A 20291-nucleotide genomic window follows, 5' to 3' on the forward strand; every position below is an offset into this window, starting at 1 on the left:
CAGCTCCACCCCACCATTGGATCCAGCAGAAGAGAGCCGACCGATGAAGAGCAGCATCCGCAGAAGCAGGCGCGCCGCCACGGCGGTCGCCCTGGGCTCCGTCCTCGCGCTGACCGCCACCGCCTGCGGCGACGACGGCAGCGGCGGCGCGGGGGACAAGGGGGGCGAGGGTTCCGGCAAGGGAACGATCACCTTCTGGGACAACAACGGCGGTGTCCGCACCGACATCTGGAAGCAGATCATCGCCGACTTCGAGAAGAAGTACCCGGACATCGAGGTCGAGTACGTCGGCATCCCGGCCGCGAGCGCCCAGTCCAAGTACGACACGGCCATCCAGGGCGGCGGGCTGCCCGACGTGGGCGGAGTGGGCACCGCGATGCTCGCCGAGGTCGCCGTGCAGGGTGCCCTGGAGCCGCTGGACGGGCGGCTGAAGAAGAGCCCGCTGAACGGCAGGCTGAGCCGGAACCTGCTCGACGTCAGCAAGTCGGCCGGCGGCGGGGACACGCTGTACCAGGTGCCGACCTCCGCCAACAACGGCACCCTGTGGTACCGGACGGACCTGTTCGAGAAGGCCGGCCTCGACGCACCGGCCACCTGGGCGAAGTTCTACGAGGCGGCCGGCAGGCTCACGGACAAGGGCCGCAACGAGTTCGGCTTCACCATCCGCGGGGGCGAGGGCGCCATCGCCCCGGCCCTCGACGCGGTCTACGGCCAGACCGGCATCACCTCGTTCTGGAACGGCGACAGGACCACCGTCAACGACCCGAAGAACGTCGCCGCGCTCGAGAAGTACATCGCGCTCTACAAGAAGGACACCCCGTCCGCCGACGTCAACAACGACTTCACCAAGATGGTCGCCCAGTGGGACAGCGGCACCATCGGCATGCTGAGCCACAACCTGGGCTCGTACCAGGACCATCTGAAGGCGCTGGGCGAGGAGAAGTTCCGGGGCATCCCCAACCCCACGCTGGAGGACGGCACCCGGGTGCAGGTGTCCAACCCGGTGGACGGGCTGAGCCTGTTCAAGTCGAGCAAGAACAAGGCGGCCGCCTGGAAGTTCATCGAGTTCGCCCTCTCCGCCGCGGAGAACTCCAAGTTCAACGAGTCGGCGGGACAGGTGCCGGCCAACACCGAGGCGGCCAAGGACGCGTGGATCCAGCGGGCCGAGCCGACGAAGCTGGCGGCCGAGGCGCTGAACGGGGGCGACACGAAGATCGTCCAGTTGCCGTACTACCTGCCCGACTGGAACACCATCTCCAAGGCGGACAACGAGCCGAACTTCCAGAAGCTGCTGCTCGGGAAGATGAGCGCGAAGGAGTTCCTGGACACGCTGGCCGACCAGCTCAACGCGGCGCAGGCGGACTGGAAGAAGAACCACTGAGCCCGGGTGGCCGCTTCGTGTGGGCGCGCCCCGGTCCGGTACCGCCGGCCGCGCCCACGCGGCGGAGCCGCGCATCGACTCGTGGCGCGGGAGTCGTCGCGCACCCGCGTCCTGGGCCGGCCCGACGTGGTCCGGCCGGGCGAGGACGTCCCCACGTCCCGGATCACTTGGCCGCCCGCGACGTCATCGTCAGCTTCGTGACAGAGGAGAGCCGCACAGTGCGTACATCGAAGTGTCATGGACGTGTCATAGGGATCCTGGTGGGCTGCACGGCTCTCGTGCTCGCCGTCACCGGGACCGCGCCCGCGCAGGGCGCGCACCGGGCCGGGACCGACCGGCAGGTGCTGCCCGCCGGGGACGGCTGGGCCGCCTACGGCACCGGAACGACCGGCGGGGCGGCCGCCGACCGGTCGCACGTCTACACCGTGACCACCTGGGAGCAGTTCAAGGCCGCCCTCGCCGACGGCGGCAGCGCCCCGAGGATCATCAGAGTGAAGGGCGTCATCGACGCGGACGGGCCGGGCTGCGACTCGTTCGCCGTGCCCGGCTACGACTTCGGCGCCTATCTGGCCAAGTACGCCCCGGAGAGCTGGGGGCGCACCACCACCCTGGACGGCGAGCCCGCCGACAGCCCCGAGGGCCTGCGCCGCGCCTCCGCCGCCGCCCAGGACGCCTACATCAAGGCGAACGTCCCGGCCGACACCACGATCATCGGCGTCGGGAGGAACGCCGGCTTCAACGGCGCCGGCCTCCAGATCAAGGACGTCGACAACGTCATCGTCCGCAACCTGCGCTTCGAGAGCCCCCTCGACTGCTTCCCGCAGTGGGACCCGACCGACACCGCCGACGGCAACTGGAACTCCGAGTACGACAGCGCGGTGGTCCACGGCTCCACCCACGTCTGGATGGACCACAACACCTTCACCGACGGCGACCACCCGGACAGCACCCTGCCGTACTACTTCGGCCGTATCTACGAGCGGCACGACGGCGAGCTCGACATCGTCAAGGGCGCCGACTACGTCACCGCCTCCTGGAACGTCTTCGAGGACCACGACAAGACGATCCTCGTCGGCAACAGCGACAGCGCCGCCACGGCCGCCGTGGACCGCGGCCACCTCAAGGTCACCTTCCACCACAACCTGTTCCGGAACCTGGTGGAGCGCGCGCCGCGGGTCCGCTTCGGCCAGGTCGACTCGTACGACAACCACTTCGTCGCGGGCGACGGCTACTCCTACAGCTACGGCATCGGCATGGAGTCCCAGCTCGTCGCCGAGCACAACGCGTTCACGCTGCCCGCCGGGACGAAGGCCGGTTCGATCCTGAAGAAGTGGAAGGACGCCCCGGTCACCGCCGCCGGCAACTACGTCAACGGCCGGCTCACCGACCTGATCGCCGTCCACAACGCCGAGATCCCCGGCGAGACCCTGCGGTCCGGGGCCGGCTGGACCCCGGGCCTGCGCACCAGGGTCGACCCGGCCAGGGCCGTGCCGGGCCTCGTCGGCCACCGCGCGGGCGCCGGCCGCATCGGCTGACCCACCCGGGGCCGGGGCCCCGGCCCCCGGCCCCCCTCCTCCCACCGGCCCCGCACCAGAACTCCTGCGAGCCGGCACCACGAACTCCCACGAGCCGCACCGCGAAGGAGCACGCCCATGCCCTCGCCCCAACCGCCCCCGTCCAGACGGAGTCTGCTCGTCGCGGGCGCCACGGCCGCCGCCGCGCTCGGCCTCGCCTCCGCGCCCGCCCGGGCCGCCGCCCGGCCCGGCCCGTTCGGCCGTCACGGGTCGCCTGCCCGCCGCGGCACCCCGGGGACCCTGTACGTCGACCCCAACGGCCGGGGCGACTTCACCTCCGTCCAGGCAGCCGTGACCGCGGCCACCGGCACCGGCCGCACCCTGGTCATCGCCCCGGGCACCTACCGGGAGACGGTTCTCGTCGACGCCGGCCGTACCGGCATGACCTGGATCGGCGCCTCCGGGGACCCCCGGGACGTCGTGATCGTGTACGACAACGCGGCCGGCACCCCCAAGCCCGGCGGCGGCACCTACGGCACCACCGGCTCGGCCACCACCACCGTGCAGGCCGACGGCTTCACCGCCCGCTCGATCACCTTCGCCAACGACTGGCTGCGCGCCGAACACCCGGACATCACCGGCACCCAGGCCGTCGCCCTCAAGGCGCAGGGCGACCGCGGCGCCTTTCTGCACTGCCGCTTCCTCGGCCACCAGGACACCCTGTACGCCGACACCATGGCCCTCGGCACCTTCGCCCGGCAGTACTACGCGCACTGCTACGCCGAGGGCGACGTCGACTTCGTCTTCGGTCGGGCCACCGCCGTCTGGGAGCACTGCCACTTCCGCGCCCTCGACCGGACGGACCTGGCCGCCGCCCCCTACGGCTTCGTCTTCGCGCCCTCCACGGCCGTCGCCAACCCGTACGGCTACCTGGTACTCCACGGCCGCGTCAGCAGTGAGGCCCCGGACACCTACTACAAGCTGGCCCGCCCCTGGGTGCCCAGCTCGGACCCCACCGCCCGCCCGATGCTGACCGTCCGCGACACCTGGCTCGGCCCCGGCGTCGACGCGGTCGCCCCCTACACGAACATGTCGGCCTCCCACCCCTGGCAGGCCCAGCGGTTCGCCGAGTACCGCGACACCGGTCCCGGCGCCGTCGTCACCGTCCCGGCGAACCGGCCGCAACTCACCGCCGGGCAGGCGGCATCGGCGACCCGCCAGGCCCATCTCGGGGACTGGGCGCCCTGGGAGGAGTGCTGACGGCACGTCCGGCCGATCCGGCCGGGGACGCGCGGGCCTTTTCGCCCGATGGCTTGATATCGATCGGGCAAAGGTCCTCGCGCTACCCCTGGTGACGCGCGTAGAAAACCTGTCATGCGTAAATCACTGCGGATCGCGGCGGCCACCGCCGCCTGTGCCCTCGCCGGCGGCGCCCTGTACGGCGCCGGTGCGGCCACCGCCGGTCAGTCGACGGCGAACTCCACCCACGAGCCCTACAACATCGGGCTCCTGGTGAAGGACATCGACACTTACTACGGCACCACCGCCGACAGCAACGGCGTCTACCAGGCGTCCCCGGTCAGCCCCTACGCCAAGGACCTGGCGCGGATCGACGCCGGTGCCAGGAGCTACATCGACAAGGCGGCCCGCAAGGCCCACCACCACGGCGAGAAGCCGGCCGTCGTCTTCGACATCGACGACACCCTGCTGCTCAGCCTCGACTACGAGAAGCGCTACAACTACACGTACAACCCCACCACGTGGAACGACTACGTGAACCGCGCCGACCGCCCGGCCGTCTTCGGCAGCCCCGAGCTGGTGCGCTACGCCGAGTCCAAGGGCGTGGAGGTCTTCTACAACTCCGGCCTCAGCGAGGCGCAGCGCGCCGGCGCCGTGGAGAACCTGAAGAAGGTCGGCGCCGACGTCAACCTCGACGCCGGCCACATGTTCCTCAAGGACAAGGCCAACCCCCCGGCCTACCTGAGCGACTGCGCCACCCCGGGCACCTGGAACTGCACGACCGTGCAGTACAAGGCCGGTACCCGCGCGCACATCGAGGACGACCTCGGGTACGACATCATCGCCAACTTCGGCGACCAGTACTCGGACCTGGACGGCGGCCACGCCGACCGTACCTACAAGCTGCCCAACCCGACGTACTTCGTGTCCTGACCCGTTCCGGACAGCTTTCACGCCTCGCGGCGGTTCCACCCGGCCCCCGTCCCGGCAGCACCCTGCCGCGGCGGGGGCCGGCTGGTGGAGGGCGGTTTCCGGCCACCGATGCCCGCCGCTTCCCGGGGGGTTGAATTCCGTTACCATCGGCTTTGCTTGCGGCACATGCACCGGGGGAGGCGACGAATGCGGATCCGCGTTCAAGGGAACGGCGACGAACAGGCCCTGACGGACCTGCGGAAGTGGCTCGCCGGTGACCCCGGGGCCGGCCGGCTCTCCGTCACCCCCGTCAGCACCCCGGGTCCGACGATGTCGGTGCTCGACGCCCTCGACATCGTCCTCGGCAATGTGACGGACATCGCCAACTTCGCCGTGGCATACGCCAGTTGGCGACTCGCCAAGGGCTCGGGCGGTGGCGCGGGCGGACGTACCCTGACCCACGGCGGCACGACCGTCGACATCGGCCACCTGAACCCCGAGGAACTCGCGGACCTGCTGCGCCGCCTGGAGAACACGGACGCCGGCACGCACGGGTCATGACCGCACCGCGGCCGAGCGGCTCCCGTGCGGTGCTCTTCGGAGCCCATGAATTCGACGGCTTCCCGGCGCTCGAGGGCGTCGAGCTGAACATCCCCGCACTGCTCGCCCTGCTGACCGCCCCCGACGTGGGCGGCCTGGCCGAGGGCGAGGTCAGCGTCCTGCGGGCGGACAGCAGGATGACCGACGTGCTCGACGCCGTGTGCAAGGCCGCCAAGGAGGCCTCCGACCTCCTGCTCGTCTACTACGCGGGGCACGGTCACCGCGACGGGGACGAACTGCTGCTCGCCACCAAGGAGGCCGGTCTCGACCGGACCTACCACTTCGTTCCCTACGCGGCCATCCGTCACCAGGTGGCCGGGTCCCAGGCCCGGCACAAGGTCGTGATCGTGGATTGCTGTTACGCCGGTGGCGCCCTCCACATGGGGGACGAGGCGCCGCTCATCCCGGAGCGGGCCCTCGCCTTCGACGGCGGCTGCGTGCTCGCCTCGGCGGCCGCCACCGAGCGCTCCCTGTGCCGCCCCACCGGCAGCGTGTTCACGATGGAGCTGGTCCGCCTGCTGCGCGACGGCCTCACCGGGCCGCTGCGCGGCGGCCGGCGCGGCGAGGAGCAGCGCCACGTCCTCGCGGCCGACCTGTTCGACGCGCTCAAGCAGGGGCTGACGGGCCTGAAGGTGGACGGCTGGCCCGTCCCCCAGCCCCGGATGGCCACCCTCGACGGCGGCCACGACATCCCGCTCGCCCTCAACCGGGCCTTCAAGGAGGAGGCCGGTCCGGCCGCCGCCGCCCCGCGGCGGCAGCCGCAGCCCGCCCCCGATCCACTGGCCGCCGTGGTCGGACAGCAGACCTTCGTCGACGGGCTCGGCGGGTTCCGCCGCAACCTCACCCCCGAGCAACTGCCCTTCGTCTCCCCGGGCAGCGCCCATCCGGCCGCGCCCGAGACGCTGTTCCGGCGGCTGCGCGACACCGACGAGCGGGGTGTGCTGCTCGTCGGCGCGGCCGGCACCGGCAAGACACGCACCGGACTCGAAGTGGGCCGGATCGCCCTCGGCGAGGGCTGGCGGGTGCTGCACGTCCGCCCCGGCCGGGAGTCGTCCATCACCGGGCAGATCAGCCACCGGGTCCTGGCCGAGGACAGCCCCGTCCTCGTGGTGATCGACTACCTCAACGAGTACCTCAAGGACGACGACGACAACGACGCCCAGCTCGACCTGACCGCCCTGCGTCACCGGCTGCTGCCGGAGGCCCGCCGCAAGGACATCAAGGTCGCCTTCCTCGCCTCGGTGCGCCCGGGCTGGCTCCAGAAGGCGGGCCACATCCCGCTGCACGACCTGTTCGACGAGGTCGAGCTGCGTCAGGACGAGGAGTTCCAGCGGGTCGTCGCCGAGCACGCCCTGGCCAGTCTCGCCCCCACGGCCATCGGCAGCCTCGGCATGGACCGGATGCGGGCCATCTGCGGCCACCGCCCCATCATCGCCCTGCTGCTCGCCCGGGAGCTGGAACGCCGGGCCGCGGCCGGCCTGCTCGACTCCGGGAACGCCGGACTGCGGGCCGGCGGCGACCTCGCGCGCTGGCTGCGCGACCGGCTCATGGAGGACGACCTCGCCGTCCGGCGCCTGCCCGACGAGCGCCGGCGCACCGCCTTCGACCAGGTCACCGCCTCCGACGACCTGGTGGCGGCGGCCGCAGCCGCTGCCGCCTGCCCCCAGGAGCACGCCGAGGTGATCGCGGCGGCGGCCGCAGCGCTGTCCGGCACCCCGAGCGGCAGCCTGCACGCCGAGGTCGTCGTGGAGACCCTGATCGACCTCGGCTGGCTGGAACGCGACGGGGACGGCGACGTCCTGTCCACCGCCCACGACATCGTCTGCGACCAGCTCGTCGAGTCCGTGATCCTGCCCGCCCACAGCCGCAAACCCGACCGCGCCCGCACCCGGGTCCTCCTCGACGGCAGCCTCACCAGCCCCCGCACCATCGGCCGCTACGCCACCAACCTCGCCCGGCTGATGAACGACCTGGCGCTCACCCACCGCGCGGAGGCGGTGTCCGCGGTCCTCGACGCCTGGTTCGCCGACAACGCGGCGGCCATCGGCGAGGTCATGCGCGCCGACGCCGACATCGGCGGCTACGCCCTCGGCGCGCTCTGCTCCGGACAGCCCTGGGCCCACTCCGTGGTCCGGAACTGGCAGCGGCTCGTCGGTCCCTGGCTGGAGGAGTTCGGGGACGGCGTCAACGCCCGGCACGTGCTCTACCGCGGCCTGTGGAACCTGCCCCCCGACGGCGGCGCCCTGCTGCTCGTCCCGGCGGCGCTGCGCTGGCTGGAGTCCCACGGCCGGAGGCGCGAGGCCAGCTTCGTGCTCGGCCCCCTGCTCAGCCGCACGGACATTCCCGCCGAGGAGCAGAAGCCGGCCCTGCGCGACGCGATCACCTGGCTGCGCCGGCACGGCGACGTGCTGGAGGCGCACTTCGTGCTGCGCGCGCTGGTCGGCCGCACCGACCTCACGCCCCAGCAGGTCCGGCAGATCGTGGCCGTGGCGCTGCGGTGGTCGGAACGCGACACCACGCTGCGCCAGGTCGCCCAGATCGTCACCCCGCTCCTCGCCCGCACCGACCTCACCGACGACGAGCTGCGGCGGATCGTCCTGCTCGCCCTGGAATGGCTGCGGCACCACAGCGGCCTGTGGGAGCCGCACAACGTGCTGCGCTCCCTGCTGACCCGCAAGGACCTCACCGAGAACGAGGCCCGGCAGGCCGCCTCGTTCAGCTTCCGCTGGCTCAAGCAGCACGCCGCCGCGCCGCCCGCCACCTTCGTGCTGCGTCCGCTGCTCGCCCGGACCGAGCTGGCCAGGAGCCAGGTGCGGCGGGCCGTGGACTTCGCCGCCCAGTGGCTGGAGGAGCACGCCGTCCGGCCCGAGGCCGACTTCCTCGTCCGGCAGATGCTGGGGCGCACCGACCTCACCGAGGAGGAGAGCCGGCGGGCGGCCGGGTTCGCCGTGCGGTGGCTGGAGCAGCACGCCACCACCCCCGAGGCCGACTTCCTCATCCGGCAGATGCTCGCCCGCCCCGACCTCACCGCGGACGAGAGCCGGCGCGCGGCCGGCTTCGCCGTGCAGTGGCTGGCCCTGCACGCCGGCGCCCCCGGCGCCAGCTTCGCGCTGGGCGCGCTGCTCGCCCGCACCGACCTCACCGACGAGCAGGCCGAACAGGCCGTCACAGCGGCGATGACCTGGCTGGACCGCCATGCCGGCACCGACGCCGCGGGGTACGTCCTCAGCGGAGTGCTGGGCCGCGGCGACCTGCCGGAGTACGAGGCGGACGGGGTCCACTCCCTCGCCTGCGCCTGGCTGGCCCCGCGCACCGGCTCCCTCGAGGCCAACTTCACCCTCAACAAGCTGCTGTGCCGCACCGACCTCGCCGAGGAGCGGGCCCGGCAGGCCATCGACTCGGCGGAGCGGTGGCTGAGCCGGCACGGCGACAGCGACGCGGCGGAGTACGTCCTGCGCGCGCTGCTCTCCCGCCCCGACCTCACCGCCGGCCAGGCCGGTGACGCCGTCACCCGCGCCGTCCACTGGCTGCGGCGGTACGGCACCGCCCGGAACGCCGGGTACGTCCTCGGCCCGCTGCTCGGCCACGGCACCCTCACCGCCGCACAGACCCGGGAGGCGGTCAGCGCGGCGCTGACCTGGCTCGCCCACCACGGTCATGTGCCCGAGGCGGAACTCGTGCTGACCTCCCTGCTCGGCCGCGGCGACCTGTCCCACCGCGAACGCGAGCAGGCCACCGCCTTCGCCACCCAGCGGGGGCAGCAGAACGGCACCACGTACCGCGAGGCGAAGGCCCTCTCGCGCCGGCTGGCCGCCCGGCACGGACCCGGCGACGAACAGGGACGGGAGGACCTCGCCTCGGCCCTGGCCTGGCTCGAGCGGCACCCCGGCCTCCCCGAGGCGGCACAGGTGTTCCGGGCGGCCTTCGTCCACCACGAGCTGACCGGGGACGAGCTGCGCCGGACCGTCACCGCCGCGACGACCTGGCTGGGGCACCACGCCACCCGGCCGGCCGCCTCCTACCTCCTGCAGCCGCTGCTGGAGCTGCGCGCACTCCCCGACGACGACACCGGCCCGGTGGCCGCCCACGCCCTGGAGTGGCTGGCGCACCACCGGGAGAGCGCCCAGGCCAGCTACACCCTGGGAGCGCTGATCGCCAACAGGAGGATCACGGCGGAGACGCTGGACCGGGGGATCTCCCTCGCCGCGGACTGGCTCCAGCACAGCGTCACCTCGCCCGGCGCGAGCTTCGTGCTGGACAAGCTGCTTGCGCGCGGGGAGATCACGGGGGACCGGGCCCGGGCGGCGGTGGCCTTCACCCAGGTCTGGCTCGACCGCCATGTGACCATGCGCGCGGCCCGCTTCGTGCTCGAGCCGCTGCTCGCCCGCTCCGACCTCACCCCCGACGAGACCCGGCTCGCCGTGACCCACGCGTCGCGCTGGCTGCGGGAGTTCGGCTCCCTGCACGAGGCACGCCACGTGCTGGTGGCGGTGAACGCGCACGACGGGCTCGGCCCCGAGGAGATCGACCTGGCCTTCGGCGACACCGTCACCTGGCTGGAACGCTACGACGGCCCGGCCAACGCGCAGACCGTGCTGGCACCGCTCCTCGCCCGCGCCGACCTCGGCCCCGAACAGCTCCGCACCTTCACCGACTTCACCCTCGGGCGGCTGTCGGACTACGCGGCCCCGGACTCCTGGCGGGTGCTGGGACTGCTCGTGGAGCGCACCGACCTGCCGCCGGACCAGGCCCGCGAGGTCGTCTCCCGGGTCGTCTCCGGGCTCCAGCCGGACCCCGCCGCCTACGACGCCAGCTTCCTCCTGGCCCCGTTCCTCGGCCGCCCCGACCTGACGGCGGCCCGGCGCGCGACGGCGGTCTCTTGGGCGATCTCCTGGCTGGAGCAGTACATGCCGGTATGGCGCTCCCGCTTCGTCCTGGCGGCTCTGCTGTCCCTGCCCGGCCTGCCCCAGGCCGAGGTCCGCCGGGTCGTCGCGTGGACGCTGAACTGGCTGGACCAGCACACCGACGGCACCGCCGACGGCTTCGTCACCGCGGGCGCCGAGGCGGTCCTGGAGCCGCTGCTCGCGCGCCCGGACCTCGACGAGGACGAGACCCGGCAGGCCCGGGCCCACCTCCCCGTGCGGGCCCTGCCGGAGGTTCCCGGCGGAGCCTGACGTCACCGCCGCGACGCTGTGTCGGTGAACGACGCGCGACGTCCGGCGCGGCCCCGTACGGAGAGCCGGAAGTGCAACTGCGATCGTTTCGGTCCTTGTACGGGGAGCCGGACGGCGTATGACGGGCCGAACCTCGATTCCGTAACACGAGGAAAACCTGAAACGGGTTCGACAGGGGAACAATCCAGCCAGCATCCGCGCACCCTTGATCAGTCGACGAGGAGTACGACCATGTCCGATACGCAGAAGGTGGACCAACGGCCCGGCGCCGCACCGCCCATGGGGGGCGGCGTCGACCGGTACTTCAGAATCTCCGAACGGGGATCCACTTTCGGCCGGGAGATACGCGGCGGCTTCGCCACGTTCTTCACCATGGCCTACATCCTCGTCCTGAATCCCATCATCCTGGGCAGCGCCAAGGACAAGTTCGGCCACACCCTTGACACCGGCCAGCTCGTCACCGCCACCGCGCTGGTGGCCTGTGTGATGACGATCGTCATGGGCGTCGGGGGCAACCTCCCGCTCGCCATCGCCGCGGGCCTCGGCCTCAACGCGGTCGTCGCCTTCCAGCTGGCCCCGCTGATGAGCTGGGCGGACGCGATGGGCCTGGTCGTCCTCGAAGGTGCCGTCATCTGCCTGCTGGTGCTCACCGGGCTGCGTGAAGCGATCATGAACGCGATCCCGCAGCAGCTCAAGCAGGCCATCGGCGTCGGCCTCGGCCTGTTCATCGCCTTCATCGGCTTCGTGGACGCCGGATTCGTCAGCCGCATCCCCGACGCCGCGCACAGCACCGTGCCCGTCCAGCTCGGCGCGGTCGGCCGGCTGACCGGCTGGCCCGTGCTGGTCTTCTGTCTCGGCGTGCTGCTGACCATCGCGCTGCTCGCCCGGAAGGTGAAAGGCGCGATCCTCATCAGCATCGTCACGATGACGGTCGTCGCGATCGTCATCGACGCGGTCGCCGACATCAGGAGCTGGGGCCTGACCACACCGAAGGTCCCGGACGACATCGTCGCCGCCCCGGACTTCGCGCTGGTCGGTCACTTCAGCCTGTTCGGCGGCTTCGCCGAGGCGGGCGTGCTCACCGCCGTGCTGCTGGTCTTCACCCTCATCCTGTCCGACTTCTTCGACGCCATGGGCACCATCGTCGGCATCAGCGCCGAGGCCGGACTGCTCGACGACCAGGGACAGGTGCCCGGCATCGGCCGGGTGCTGTTCATCGACGGTGCCGCGGCCGTCGCCGGCGGGGTCGGCTCAGCCTCCTCCAACACCGCCTACATCGAGTCCGCGGCCGGCGTCGGTGAGGGCGCCCGCACCGGCTTCGCCAACCTCGTCACCGGCGGCCTGTTCGGGCTGGCGCTCTTCCTCACCCCGCTGCTGACCATCGTCCCGCTGCAGGCCGCGGCGCCCGCGCTGATCGCGGTGGGCTTCCTGATGATGACCCACGTCAAGCACATCGACTGGGACCGGTACGAGATCGCCATCCCGGCGTTCCTCACCATCGCCGCGATGCCGTTCACCTACTCCATCACCGACGGCATCGGCGCGGGCTTCCTGTCCTACGTGCTCATCAAGACCGTCCTGGGCAAAGCGCGGGAGGTCAACTGGCTGCTCTGGGGCGTCTCGGCGCTGTTCCTGGTGTACTTCGCCATCGACCCGGTGGAGCAGGCCCTGGCCGTCAAGTGAGACGTGAGGGGGCGGTCCGACCGGACCGCCCCCTCACCCCGCCTACTTGAGCGCCGCCTGCATCATCGCCCTGGCCACCGGCGCCGCGAGCCCGTTGCCGCTGACCTCCGAGCGGGCCGCGTCCGACTGCTCGACCATCACCGCGACGGCGACCTCCTTGCCGGTGCTGTCGGACTTGCCGTACGAGGTGAACCAGGCGTACGGCGTCTTGCTGTTGTTCTCACCGTGCTGGGCGGTGCCCGTCTTGCCGCCGACCGTCACCCCGTCGATCCGCGCGTTCGTGCCCGTACCGTCCTGGACCACCGTCTCCATCGCCGAGCGCAACTGGGCGGCGGTGTCCGAACCGACGATCTGCTCGCTGTCCGCGTCGTCGTCGTAGTCCCGCAGCACATCGCCGTCGCCGTCGGTGATCCGCGACACCATGTGCGGGGAGACCAGCTTGCCGCCGTTCGCCATCACCGCGGACACCATGGCCATCTGCAGCGGGGTGGCGGTGACGTCGAACTGGCCGATGCCGGACAGGCCGGTCTGCGCCTTGTCCATGCCGGAGGGGTAGACGCTGGAGTACGCCCGCACCGGGACGTCCTGCTCCTCGTCGTTGAAGCCGAACTTCTCCGCCATGGCCCGCACCTTGTCCTGGCCGAGGTCGACGGCCATCTTGCCGAAGACGTTGTTGCAGGAGTAGCGGAGCGCGACCCGGATCGAGGCGTTCTCGCAGGGGGCCGACCTGTTCTCGTTGGCCAGGACCCGGTCGGTGCCTTGCAGGGTGTACGGATCGGGGCTGTCGGTCGGGTCGTCCACGTTCTTGTACAGCCCGTTCTCCAGCGCGGCGGCCGCCACGACCAGTTTGAACGTCGAGCCCGGCGGCAGCGGCTGGCGCAGCGCGCGGTTGGTGAGCGGCTTGTCCTTGTCCGTGGTGAGCGACTTCCAGGCGACCCCGGCGGTGTTCGCGTCGGTGAGCCGCGTGGGGTCGTACGACGGGGTCGACACCACGGCCAGGATCTTCCCGGTCTTCGGGTCGAGGGCGACCGCGGCGCCCTTGTTGCCGCCGAGCGCCCGGTACGCCGCCTTCTGCACGGCGGGGTCGATCGTCGTCAGCACGTCGCCGGGGTCGGCGCGCTTGCCGGTCACCGTGTCCAGCACGGTCTTCAGCTTGCTGTCCGTGCCGTTCAGCAGGTCCTGGTAGATGCCCTCCAACTGGGTCGGGGCGTACGCCTGCGAGGCGTAGCCCGTCACCGCCGCGTACAGCTCTCCGTCCTTGTAGGTCCGCTTGTACGCGAGGTCGCCGCCCTTCGTCCGCGCCGAGCCGGTGACGGGGCTGCCCGCCACGATGATGTTCCCCAGCGGCTGCGCGTACGTCTCGATGGCGTTGCGCCGGTTCGCCTGGTCGTCCGCGAGGGCCGTGCCGTCGTAGTACTGCACCCAGGTCGCCCTGACCAGCAGGGCGAGCACGAGCAGCAGTGTGAAGACGGACGCCCGCCTGATCGTCTTGTTCATCCCGTCCGTGATGACGACCGGGGCGGGGCAATCGTTCCCGTACGCCCGTTTTTCTCATCCCGCGTTCAGAAAGCCGGCGCGCGACTTCCCGCGCCGGACTACAGCCGCCGCGTCGCCAGCGTCAGCCGGTCCCGGGCGTCGAAGAGCGCGTCCTTGATCATCTGCTCGTGGGCGGGGGTCAGCCGGGCCACCGGCACCGAGCAGCTGATGGCGTCCCGGGCGGGTGTGCGGTACGGGATCGCCACGCCGAAGCAGCGCAGCCCCAGCGTGTTCTCCTCGCGGTCGACGGCGAAGCCCTGCTCGCGGACCTGGTGCAGCTCCTCGATCAGCTTCTCGCGGTCGGTGATGGTGTGCTCGGTGAGCGCGGGCAGGGTCTCCGGCAGCAGCTTGCGCACCTGCTCGTCGGTGTGGGTGGCGAGCAGCGCCTTGCCGAGGGAGGTGGAGTGGGCGGGCAGCCGTCGGCCGACCCGGGTGAACGGGCGCAAATAGTGCTGCGACTGCCGGGTGGCCAGGTACACCACGTTCGTGCCGTCGAGCCGCGCCAGGTGGATGGTCTCCGTGGTGTCGTCGGAGAGGCGGTCCAGGGTCGGCCGGGCGGACGCCACCACCTCGTCGCCGTCGATGTAGGACGTGCCGACCAGCAGCGCCCGCACCCCGATGCCGTACCGCGTCCCCGTGGCGTCCGTCTCCACCCAGCCCAGCTCCACGAGGGTGCGCAGCAGCATGTACAGGCTGGACTTGGGGTACCCCACGGCCTCCTGCACGGCCGCGAGGGAGTGCATGCCGGGTCTGCCGGCGAAGTACTCGAGCAATTCAACGGTCCGCACCGCGGACTTGACCTGGGCCCCGCCCGTCTCGCCTGCCGACATCGCCCTTGACCCCTTCGTTCGACGGGAAATAGTCTCCGAGCAGCATATTCATCATCAGAGACAGCGTTCAGTATATCGAACGCGGCTGATGGTTACCCAGCGAATGCGGCCTTATCTGGAGGGACCCGCGGTGGCAGCAGCACCAGTCTGGAGTGTCGACCCGCGCACCGGGAAGCAGCGTGAACAGGTTGCGGTGGAGGCCACAGCCCAGGAGGTGGACGCGGCCGTCCGGGCGGCCCGGGCCGCGCGCGGTGCCCTCGCCGACCGTGCCGTGCGCTCGGCCTTCCTCCGCTCGGCCGCCGCCGGCCTGGACGCGGCCGCGGACGGCCTGATCCAGGCCGCCGACGCCGAGACCGCCCTCGGGCCGGTCCGCCTCACCGGGGAACTCGCCCGCACGGTGTACCAGTTGCGGGCCTTCGCCGACATCGTCGACGAGGGCGCCTTCCTGGACGTGATCATCAACCACCCCGACGACACCGCCACCCCGCCGGTCCCGGACCTGCGCCGGTACAAGGTGCCACTGGGTGTGGTGGCCGTCTACTCCGCCTCCAACTTCCCCTTCGCCTTCTCCGTGGCCGGCGGCGACACCGCGAGCGCCCTGGCCGCGGGCTGCCCGGTGGTCGTCAAGGCCCACCCCGACCACCCGGCCCTGTCCGAGCTGGTCGCCGGGGTGCTGCGCCGGGCCGCCGCCGAACACGGCGTCCCCGAGGGCGTCGTCGGTCTCGTGCACGGCTTCGAGGCGGGCGTCGAGCTGATCGGGCACCCGCTGGTCGCCGCCGCGGGCTTCACCGGTTCGGTACGCGGCGGGCGCGCCCTGTTCGACGCGGCGGCCGCGCGTCCGGTGCCGATCCCCTTCCACGGTGAGCTGGGCTCGCTGAACCCGGTCCTGGTCACCGAGGAGGCGGCGGCCGAGCGGGCCGAGGCGATCGGCTCCGGGCTCGCCGGGTCCATGACCCTCGGCGTCGGCCAGTTCTGCGTCAAGCCGGGCCTGGTGCTGGTGCCGGCCGGCGACGCCGGCGACCGGCTGCTGAAGTCCCTGGCCGACGCCGTCGGTGACACCGCCGCCGGAGTGCTGCTCGACCACCGGATGCGGGACAACTTCATCGCGGGCGTGGCCGAGCGCGCCCAACTGCCGGGAGTGCAGGCGCCGGTCGCGCCGGGCGCGGGCGACGAGCACACGGTGAGCGCGGGTTTCCTGACGGTCCCGGCGAGCGGCCTGACCGCCGAGGGGGCGTACGACCTGCTGCTGGAGGAGTGCTTCGGACCGGTGACCGTGGTGGCCCGCTACGCCGACGACGACGAGGCCACGGCGGTGCTGTCGCGGCTGCCGGGCAACCTCACGGCCACGGTCCACCTGTCGGCCGGGGAGGCCGCCGGCGAGGGGCGGGGCACGGAGATCCTGGCCGAGCTGACCCCGCTGGCCGGGCGCGTGCTGGTCGACGCGTGGCCGACCGGGGTGGCGGTGGCGCCGGCCCAGCACCACGGCGGGCCGTACCCCGCGACCACCTCCACGTCCACCTCGGTGGGCGGCACCGCCATCGAGCGGTGGCTGCGGCCGGTCGCCTACCAGAACGCGCCCGAGGCCCTGCTGCCCCGGGAGCTGCGCGACGACAACCCGCTCGGGCTGCCCCGCCGGTACAACGGCCTGCTGGAGCGCTGAACGGATCGGCGGGACGCCGGACGAGGAAGCTGGGACACTCGCGCGATGGATGTGGAACTCCCCGAACTGCCCTTCTCCCTGCGGACGTACGGGCCCGACGGCAACTGGTCCTACGAGGGCGGTGTGCTCACCGGCTGGGCCGGACCCCGGCAGGACCGGTTCGTACCGCCCACCGGCGAGGCCCTCGACCCCGCCGCCGACGCGCCCCGGCTGCTCGGGGCGCCCGAGGGGGACTTCCAGCTCATAGCCAGGGTCACCGTCGGGTTCGGCGCCTCCTTCGACGCCGGGGTCCTCTACGTCCACGTCGGCGACCGTGCCTGGGCCAAGCTCTGTCTCGAGTACTCCCCGGACGTGCCCACCGTCTGCACGGTGGTCACCCGGGGTCACTCCGACGACGCCAACTCCTTCACCGTCGAGGGAAGTTCGGTGTGGCTGAGGGTCAGCCGGACCGGCCGCGCCTTCGCCTTCCACGCCTCGCGGGACGGCGGGCACTGGACCTTCGTCCGGCTCTTCACCCTGGGCGAGGAGAAGGAGTCCGGCGCGGCACTGGTCGGCTTCATGACCCAGTCGCCGCTGGGGGAGGGCTGTGTGGTGACCTACGACCACCTCGAGTTCCGGGCCGGCTGGCCGGACGACCTGCGCGACGGCCGCTGAGCGCGACGGCGGGGCGCGTCCGGGGAACCGGAGCCGCGCCCCGGTACGTCTTCCCGGGCATGATCGATGCGCGCCGGACCCCCCAGTCCCTGATGATCAGGACCGCCCTGCCCGCGGAGGCCGAGGCCGTCGCCGACGTGATGGTGCGGGCCCGGTCCACGTACTACCCGGACGGCCTCCCGGACCCGGAGGTCGACTGGACCGAACGGTGGCGGAAGGCCATCGAACGGCCCGACGGCCAGGTGCTGTGCGCGGTGCGCGACACCCGCCTGGTGGGGCTGGCCTCCTTCCGCACCCCGGAGGGCTCGCCCGCCCAGGCGGTGAAACTGTTCCAGTTCCACGTCGACCCCGGTCACTGGCGCGCGGGCATCGGCACCGCCCTGCACGCCGCCTGCGTGGAGCAGTGGCGGGCCGAAGGCACCCGGACGGCCGCGCTCGAGGTGCACGTCGACAACCTCCGCGCCCAAGCCTTCTACGCCCGTCAGGGCTGGGTCCCGGACCCGGAACGCCCGGACGACGGCCATCTCCACCTCAACCTGGTGTTCACGGTGCCCGGGGAATGAACGCCGCTGCTTGAACGTTCACGTACGCGCGCGGAGACCGCCTCCGCCGCCGTACGAGCCGGAGAAGAGCCGAGAGCATGCGCGTGGAAATCTGGAGCGACATCGCCTGCCCGTGGACCAACAGAGCCATAGGTTAGCGCACGGCCCCTGACCTGCATAGATGCGCGAAAGGCCCCGCCCATCTGCCGGGGGAGACAGACGGACGGGGCCGAGGAACCCGCGCCGGTCGGCGTCGGCCACGGGTGGTCAGCGGACGGCCGCGAGGAAGTACCCGAGGAACCCCGCCAGCAGGAACGCAGCGAGCCGCCAGCGAGCCCCCGCCAATGTCTTCACGCCGACTGTTCGGCAGGCTCGGGATTCCTCACCCGGTTTTGGTGCCCGAATTCCCGGTGAACCCTCATCGCTGACAGCGTGGCCAGCGCCAACAGCGGGTCATTCATGCGGGCACTCGCGCTGACATTGCCTCGCAGCGCTGCGCACACAACGCAAGAATCCGGGTCCACCGGTCCGGGCCGAGGTTCCCGCAGCCATCGGTCAACGTCTTTCAACTCTGTCTCCCCTTGGCTTGGCACAGCGCGCATGGGAACGGGCACGGGGGAGGTGTGGCGGTCGGTGGGAGGTAGACCACTCCGGAACGTACATCCATCCCACCGCCGTACTCGGTCCACCAACCGTCAGGAGAGCCCCTGTAGGGCCCGTCAGGGTCCTCAACGAGGCTTATCAGCTCAGGAGCCGGTAAGGCGCTCACGCGGACGCTCAGACGCTTTGCGGGGGACGTCACCGCCTCGCCCGCCGCTTGAGTTCCCTCGGGTCGTCACAGTCCACGTGCCGGTAAACGACGACCGGCGAGCCCGATTGGCGTTCCAGCTCACCCCGTCGGCAGCGCTCAAGGGACTTGATCGGCTTCATGCACGCCGGGCACGTCTCCCCCGACGGGGCAAACGTCGTGTACTCCCACTGTCGGGCGTCCGTGTCCGCTGTGCTTTGGCTCGCCATGGTCGCTGTCCCCTCGGTCGGCATTCGTCGTCCAGGGTCCGGCCGGAATGGATCTCCGACTAGCGGCCACGTGTCGGCCAACTGTCGGCCAGAATTGAAGACATGAGCGGAATCGGGGCCAACATCCGGCGACAGCGGGAACGGCTCGGCTGGAGTCAGGCACGGCTAGCGCGGGAGGTTTGCCGGGCCGCTGGTGTCACTGGTGATCCGGTCGGCCGCCAGGAAGTGAGCCGGTGGGAGACGGGAAAGCGCACGCCTCGCGAGTGGTTGCCGTTCCTCGCTGCCGCTCTTGGGGTTTCCGTGGACACCCTCGCAGCGCCACAGACGGCCGCTGAGCCGCCTTTGCCGACGCTGGCCGACTTCCTCCCCGCCGAGGACCCGCTAGAGCCGCTACAGGGCCGCACAGGGGGCCGTATCGGCATGGGGCAGGTGAACGATCTGCAACAGCGGGTGCATGGCCTACGGCTTGCCGACGATTTCCTAGCCGGTGGGGATCTCATGCGGCCCGCACTGCGCGAACTTCGTAAGGCTGTTCGATTGTTCCGCGAGCATTCATATTCTGATCTGACGGGCCATCAGCTCCTCGTTCAAATCGGGGAGCTGGCACAGATCGCCGGATGGATTGCCAGTGATGCGGGCCAGCACGAGGAAGCCGAACGCATTTACCGGCTCGGCCTCAGCGCGGCAACGCAAGCCGAGGACCGGACACTAGCCGGAAACCTTGCCGGTTCCCTCGCATACCAACTCAGCAATATCGGCCGGGAAGTTGAGGGGCTAGACCTTTCCCGCGCTGCACTGGACGGGGCCGGTCCGACCGCTCCCCCGAAAGCCCGCGCGCTCTACCTCGATCGGGTGGCATGGGCGGCCACGAAAGCGGGCGGTACCGAGAACGCACAGCACGCAATGCGGGCCCTCGGAGAGGCAAGCCAAGCGCTCAGCGAGGACAGCGACGGAATCGAGTCACCGTCCTACCTCTATTGGGTGGATGCAGGAGAATTGCGCGTCATGGAATCCCGCGTCTACACAGAACTGCGCCGCCCCCTCCGCGCTGTCCCCTTGCTGCGGGAAGTGCTCAGCGAATACGACGCAACGCATACGCGCGAATTGGCGCTCTACCTCTCGTGGCTTGCTATTGCCTACGCCGACGCGAACGAGCCCGAGGAAGCGGCGGCCACGGCGGAACGCATGCTCACGCTGTCGGCCGACATTGCCAGCGAGAGGACAGCGGAAAGGGGGCGCGTTGTGCTGGCCCGGCTCGCTGAATACGCCGACGTTCCCGAGGTTCGGGCGGTACTCGACAGCGCGGCTGCGTGAGCACCTAGGAACGTTCCTAGGTGCAGAGCATTACGACGGATCGACGGAGGAATAGTCAGCATGGGACGCACGTTGGGTGACATCGAACACGTGGGAGCTTGCCGGTTCGAGTGGATCGAGCAGCGGCCGACCGGGGAACTTTGCGGGTGGTTCTTCATGGACTACCCGGACAGTGAGCCGGACGTAACCCACCGGCTTTGGATCATTGCAGGCACGATGCCGGATGGGGAGCCCA

Annotated in this window: 13 protein-coding genes; 11 read left to right on the forward strand and 2 right to left on the reverse strand. The window is 71.3% G+C overall.

All coding sequences use genetic code 11. From position 1 onward, the window contains the following. Positions 1-43: 43 nt before the first annotated feature. From ACZ6B1_RS23740 to ACZ6B1_RS23770, 7 genes are all read left to right on the forward strand, one after another. Positions 44-1381 carry an ABC transporter substrate-binding protein gene (locus ACZ6B1_RS23740; RefSeq protein ID WP_468781376.1) on the forward strand — a complete coding sequence of 446 codons (1338 nt, stop codon included), beginning with the start codon at positions 44-46 and terminating at the stop codon, positions 1379-1381. Positions 1382-1599: 218 nt separating this feature from the next. Next, the gene (locus ACZ6B1_RS23745) at positions 1600-2916 is read left to right on the forward strand and encodes a pectate lyase family protein (protein ID WP_468781378.1); all 1317 of its coding nucleotides are present in this window, start codon (positions 1600-1602) and stop codon (positions 2914-2916) included. Positions 2917-3033: 117 nt separating this feature from the next. Further along, positions 3034-4155 carry a pectinesterase family protein gene (locus ACZ6B1_RS23750; RefSeq protein WP_468781380.1) on the forward strand — a complete coding sequence of 374 codons (1122 nt, stop codon included), beginning with the start codon at positions 3034-3036 and terminating at the stop codon, positions 4153-4155. A gap of 114 nt (positions 4156-4269) precedes the next feature. Next, complete coding sequence (locus ACZ6B1_RS23755; RefSeq protein ID WP_468781382.1) at positions 4270-5067, forward strand: HAD family acid phosphatase; 798 nt, start codon at positions 4270-4272, stop codon at positions 5065-5067. A 186-nt stretch (positions 5068-5253) separates the two neighbouring features. Next, positions 5254-5607 carry an effector-associated constant component EACC1 gene (locus ACZ6B1_RS23760; protein ID WP_468781384.1) on the forward strand — a complete coding sequence of 118 codons (354 nt, stop codon included), beginning with the start codon at positions 5254-5256 and terminating at the stop codon, positions 5605-5607. Beyond that, positions 5604-10820, forward strand: coding sequence for a caspase, EACC1-associated type (locus ACZ6B1_RS23765; RefSeq protein ID WP_468781386.1), 5217 nt, complete (start codon positions 5604-5606; stop codon positions 10818-10820). The genes ACZ6B1_RS23760 and ACZ6B1_RS23765 overlap by 4 nt, the downstream gene beginning before the upstream one ends. A gap of 231 nt (positions 10821-11051) precedes the next feature. Beyond that, positions 11052-12503: an NCS2 family permease gene (locus ACZ6B1_RS23770; RefSeq protein WP_468781387.1), complete on the forward strand. Its 1452-nt coding sequence runs from the start codon at positions 11052-11054 to the stop codon at positions 12501-12503. 42 nt (positions 12504-12545) lie between these two features. Here ACZ6B1_RS23770 and ACZ6B1_RS23775 read toward each other — a convergent pair whose 3' ends face one another. Both ACZ6B1_RS23775 and ACZ6B1_RS23780 read right to left on the reverse strand, forming a co-directional pair. Beyond that, positions 12546-14000: a peptidoglycan D,D-transpeptidase FtsI family protein gene (locus ACZ6B1_RS23775; protein ID WP_468781389.1), complete on the reverse strand. Its 1455-nt coding sequence runs from the start codon at positions 13998-14000 to the stop codon at positions 12546-12548. Between the two features lie 98 nt (positions 14001-14098). After that, positions 14099-14869, reverse strand: coding sequence for an IclR family transcriptional regulator (locus tag ACZ6B1_RS23780; protein ID WP_468781391.1), 771 nt, complete (start codon positions 14867-14869; stop codon positions 14099-14101). A gap of 130 nt (positions 14870-14999) precedes the next feature. Here ACZ6B1_RS23780 and ACZ6B1_RS23785 point away from each other — a divergent pair, with 130 nt between their 5' ends. The 4 genes from ACZ6B1_RS23785 (at position 15000) to ACZ6B1_RS23800 (ending at position 20056) form a co-directional block, all read left to right on the forward strand. After that, on the forward strand, positions 15000-16529 hold the full coding sequence (locus ACZ6B1_RS23785; protein WP_468781393.1) for an aldehyde dehydrogenase (NADP(+)): 1530 nt from the start codon (positions 15000-15002) through the stop codon (positions 16527-16529). A gap of 45 nt (positions 16530-16574) precedes the next feature. Further along, a complete protein-coding gene (locus ACZ6B1_RS23790) occupies positions 16575-17183 on the forward strand; it encodes a DUF1349 domain-containing protein (RefSeq protein ID WP_468781394.1) in 609 nt (202 codons plus the stop codon). Between the two features lie 59 nt (positions 17184-17242). After that, the gene (locus ACZ6B1_RS23795) at positions 17243-17746 is read left to right on the forward strand and encodes a GNAT family N-acetyltransferase (RefSeq protein WP_468781396.1); all 504 of its coding nucleotides are present in this window, start codon (positions 17243-17245) and stop codon (positions 17744-17746) included. A 1098-nt stretch (positions 17747-18844) separates the two neighbouring features. Continuing rightward, positions 18845-20056 carry a helix-turn-helix transcriptional regulator gene (locus tag ACZ6B1_RS23800; protein ID WP_468781398.1) on the forward strand — a complete coding sequence of 404 codons (1212 nt, stop codon included), beginning with the start codon at positions 18845-18847 and terminating at the stop codon, positions 20054-20056. Positions 20057-20291 lie beyond the last annotated feature (235 nt).

Source organism: Streptomyces sp. NPDC041129 (genome assembly GCF_055592265.1).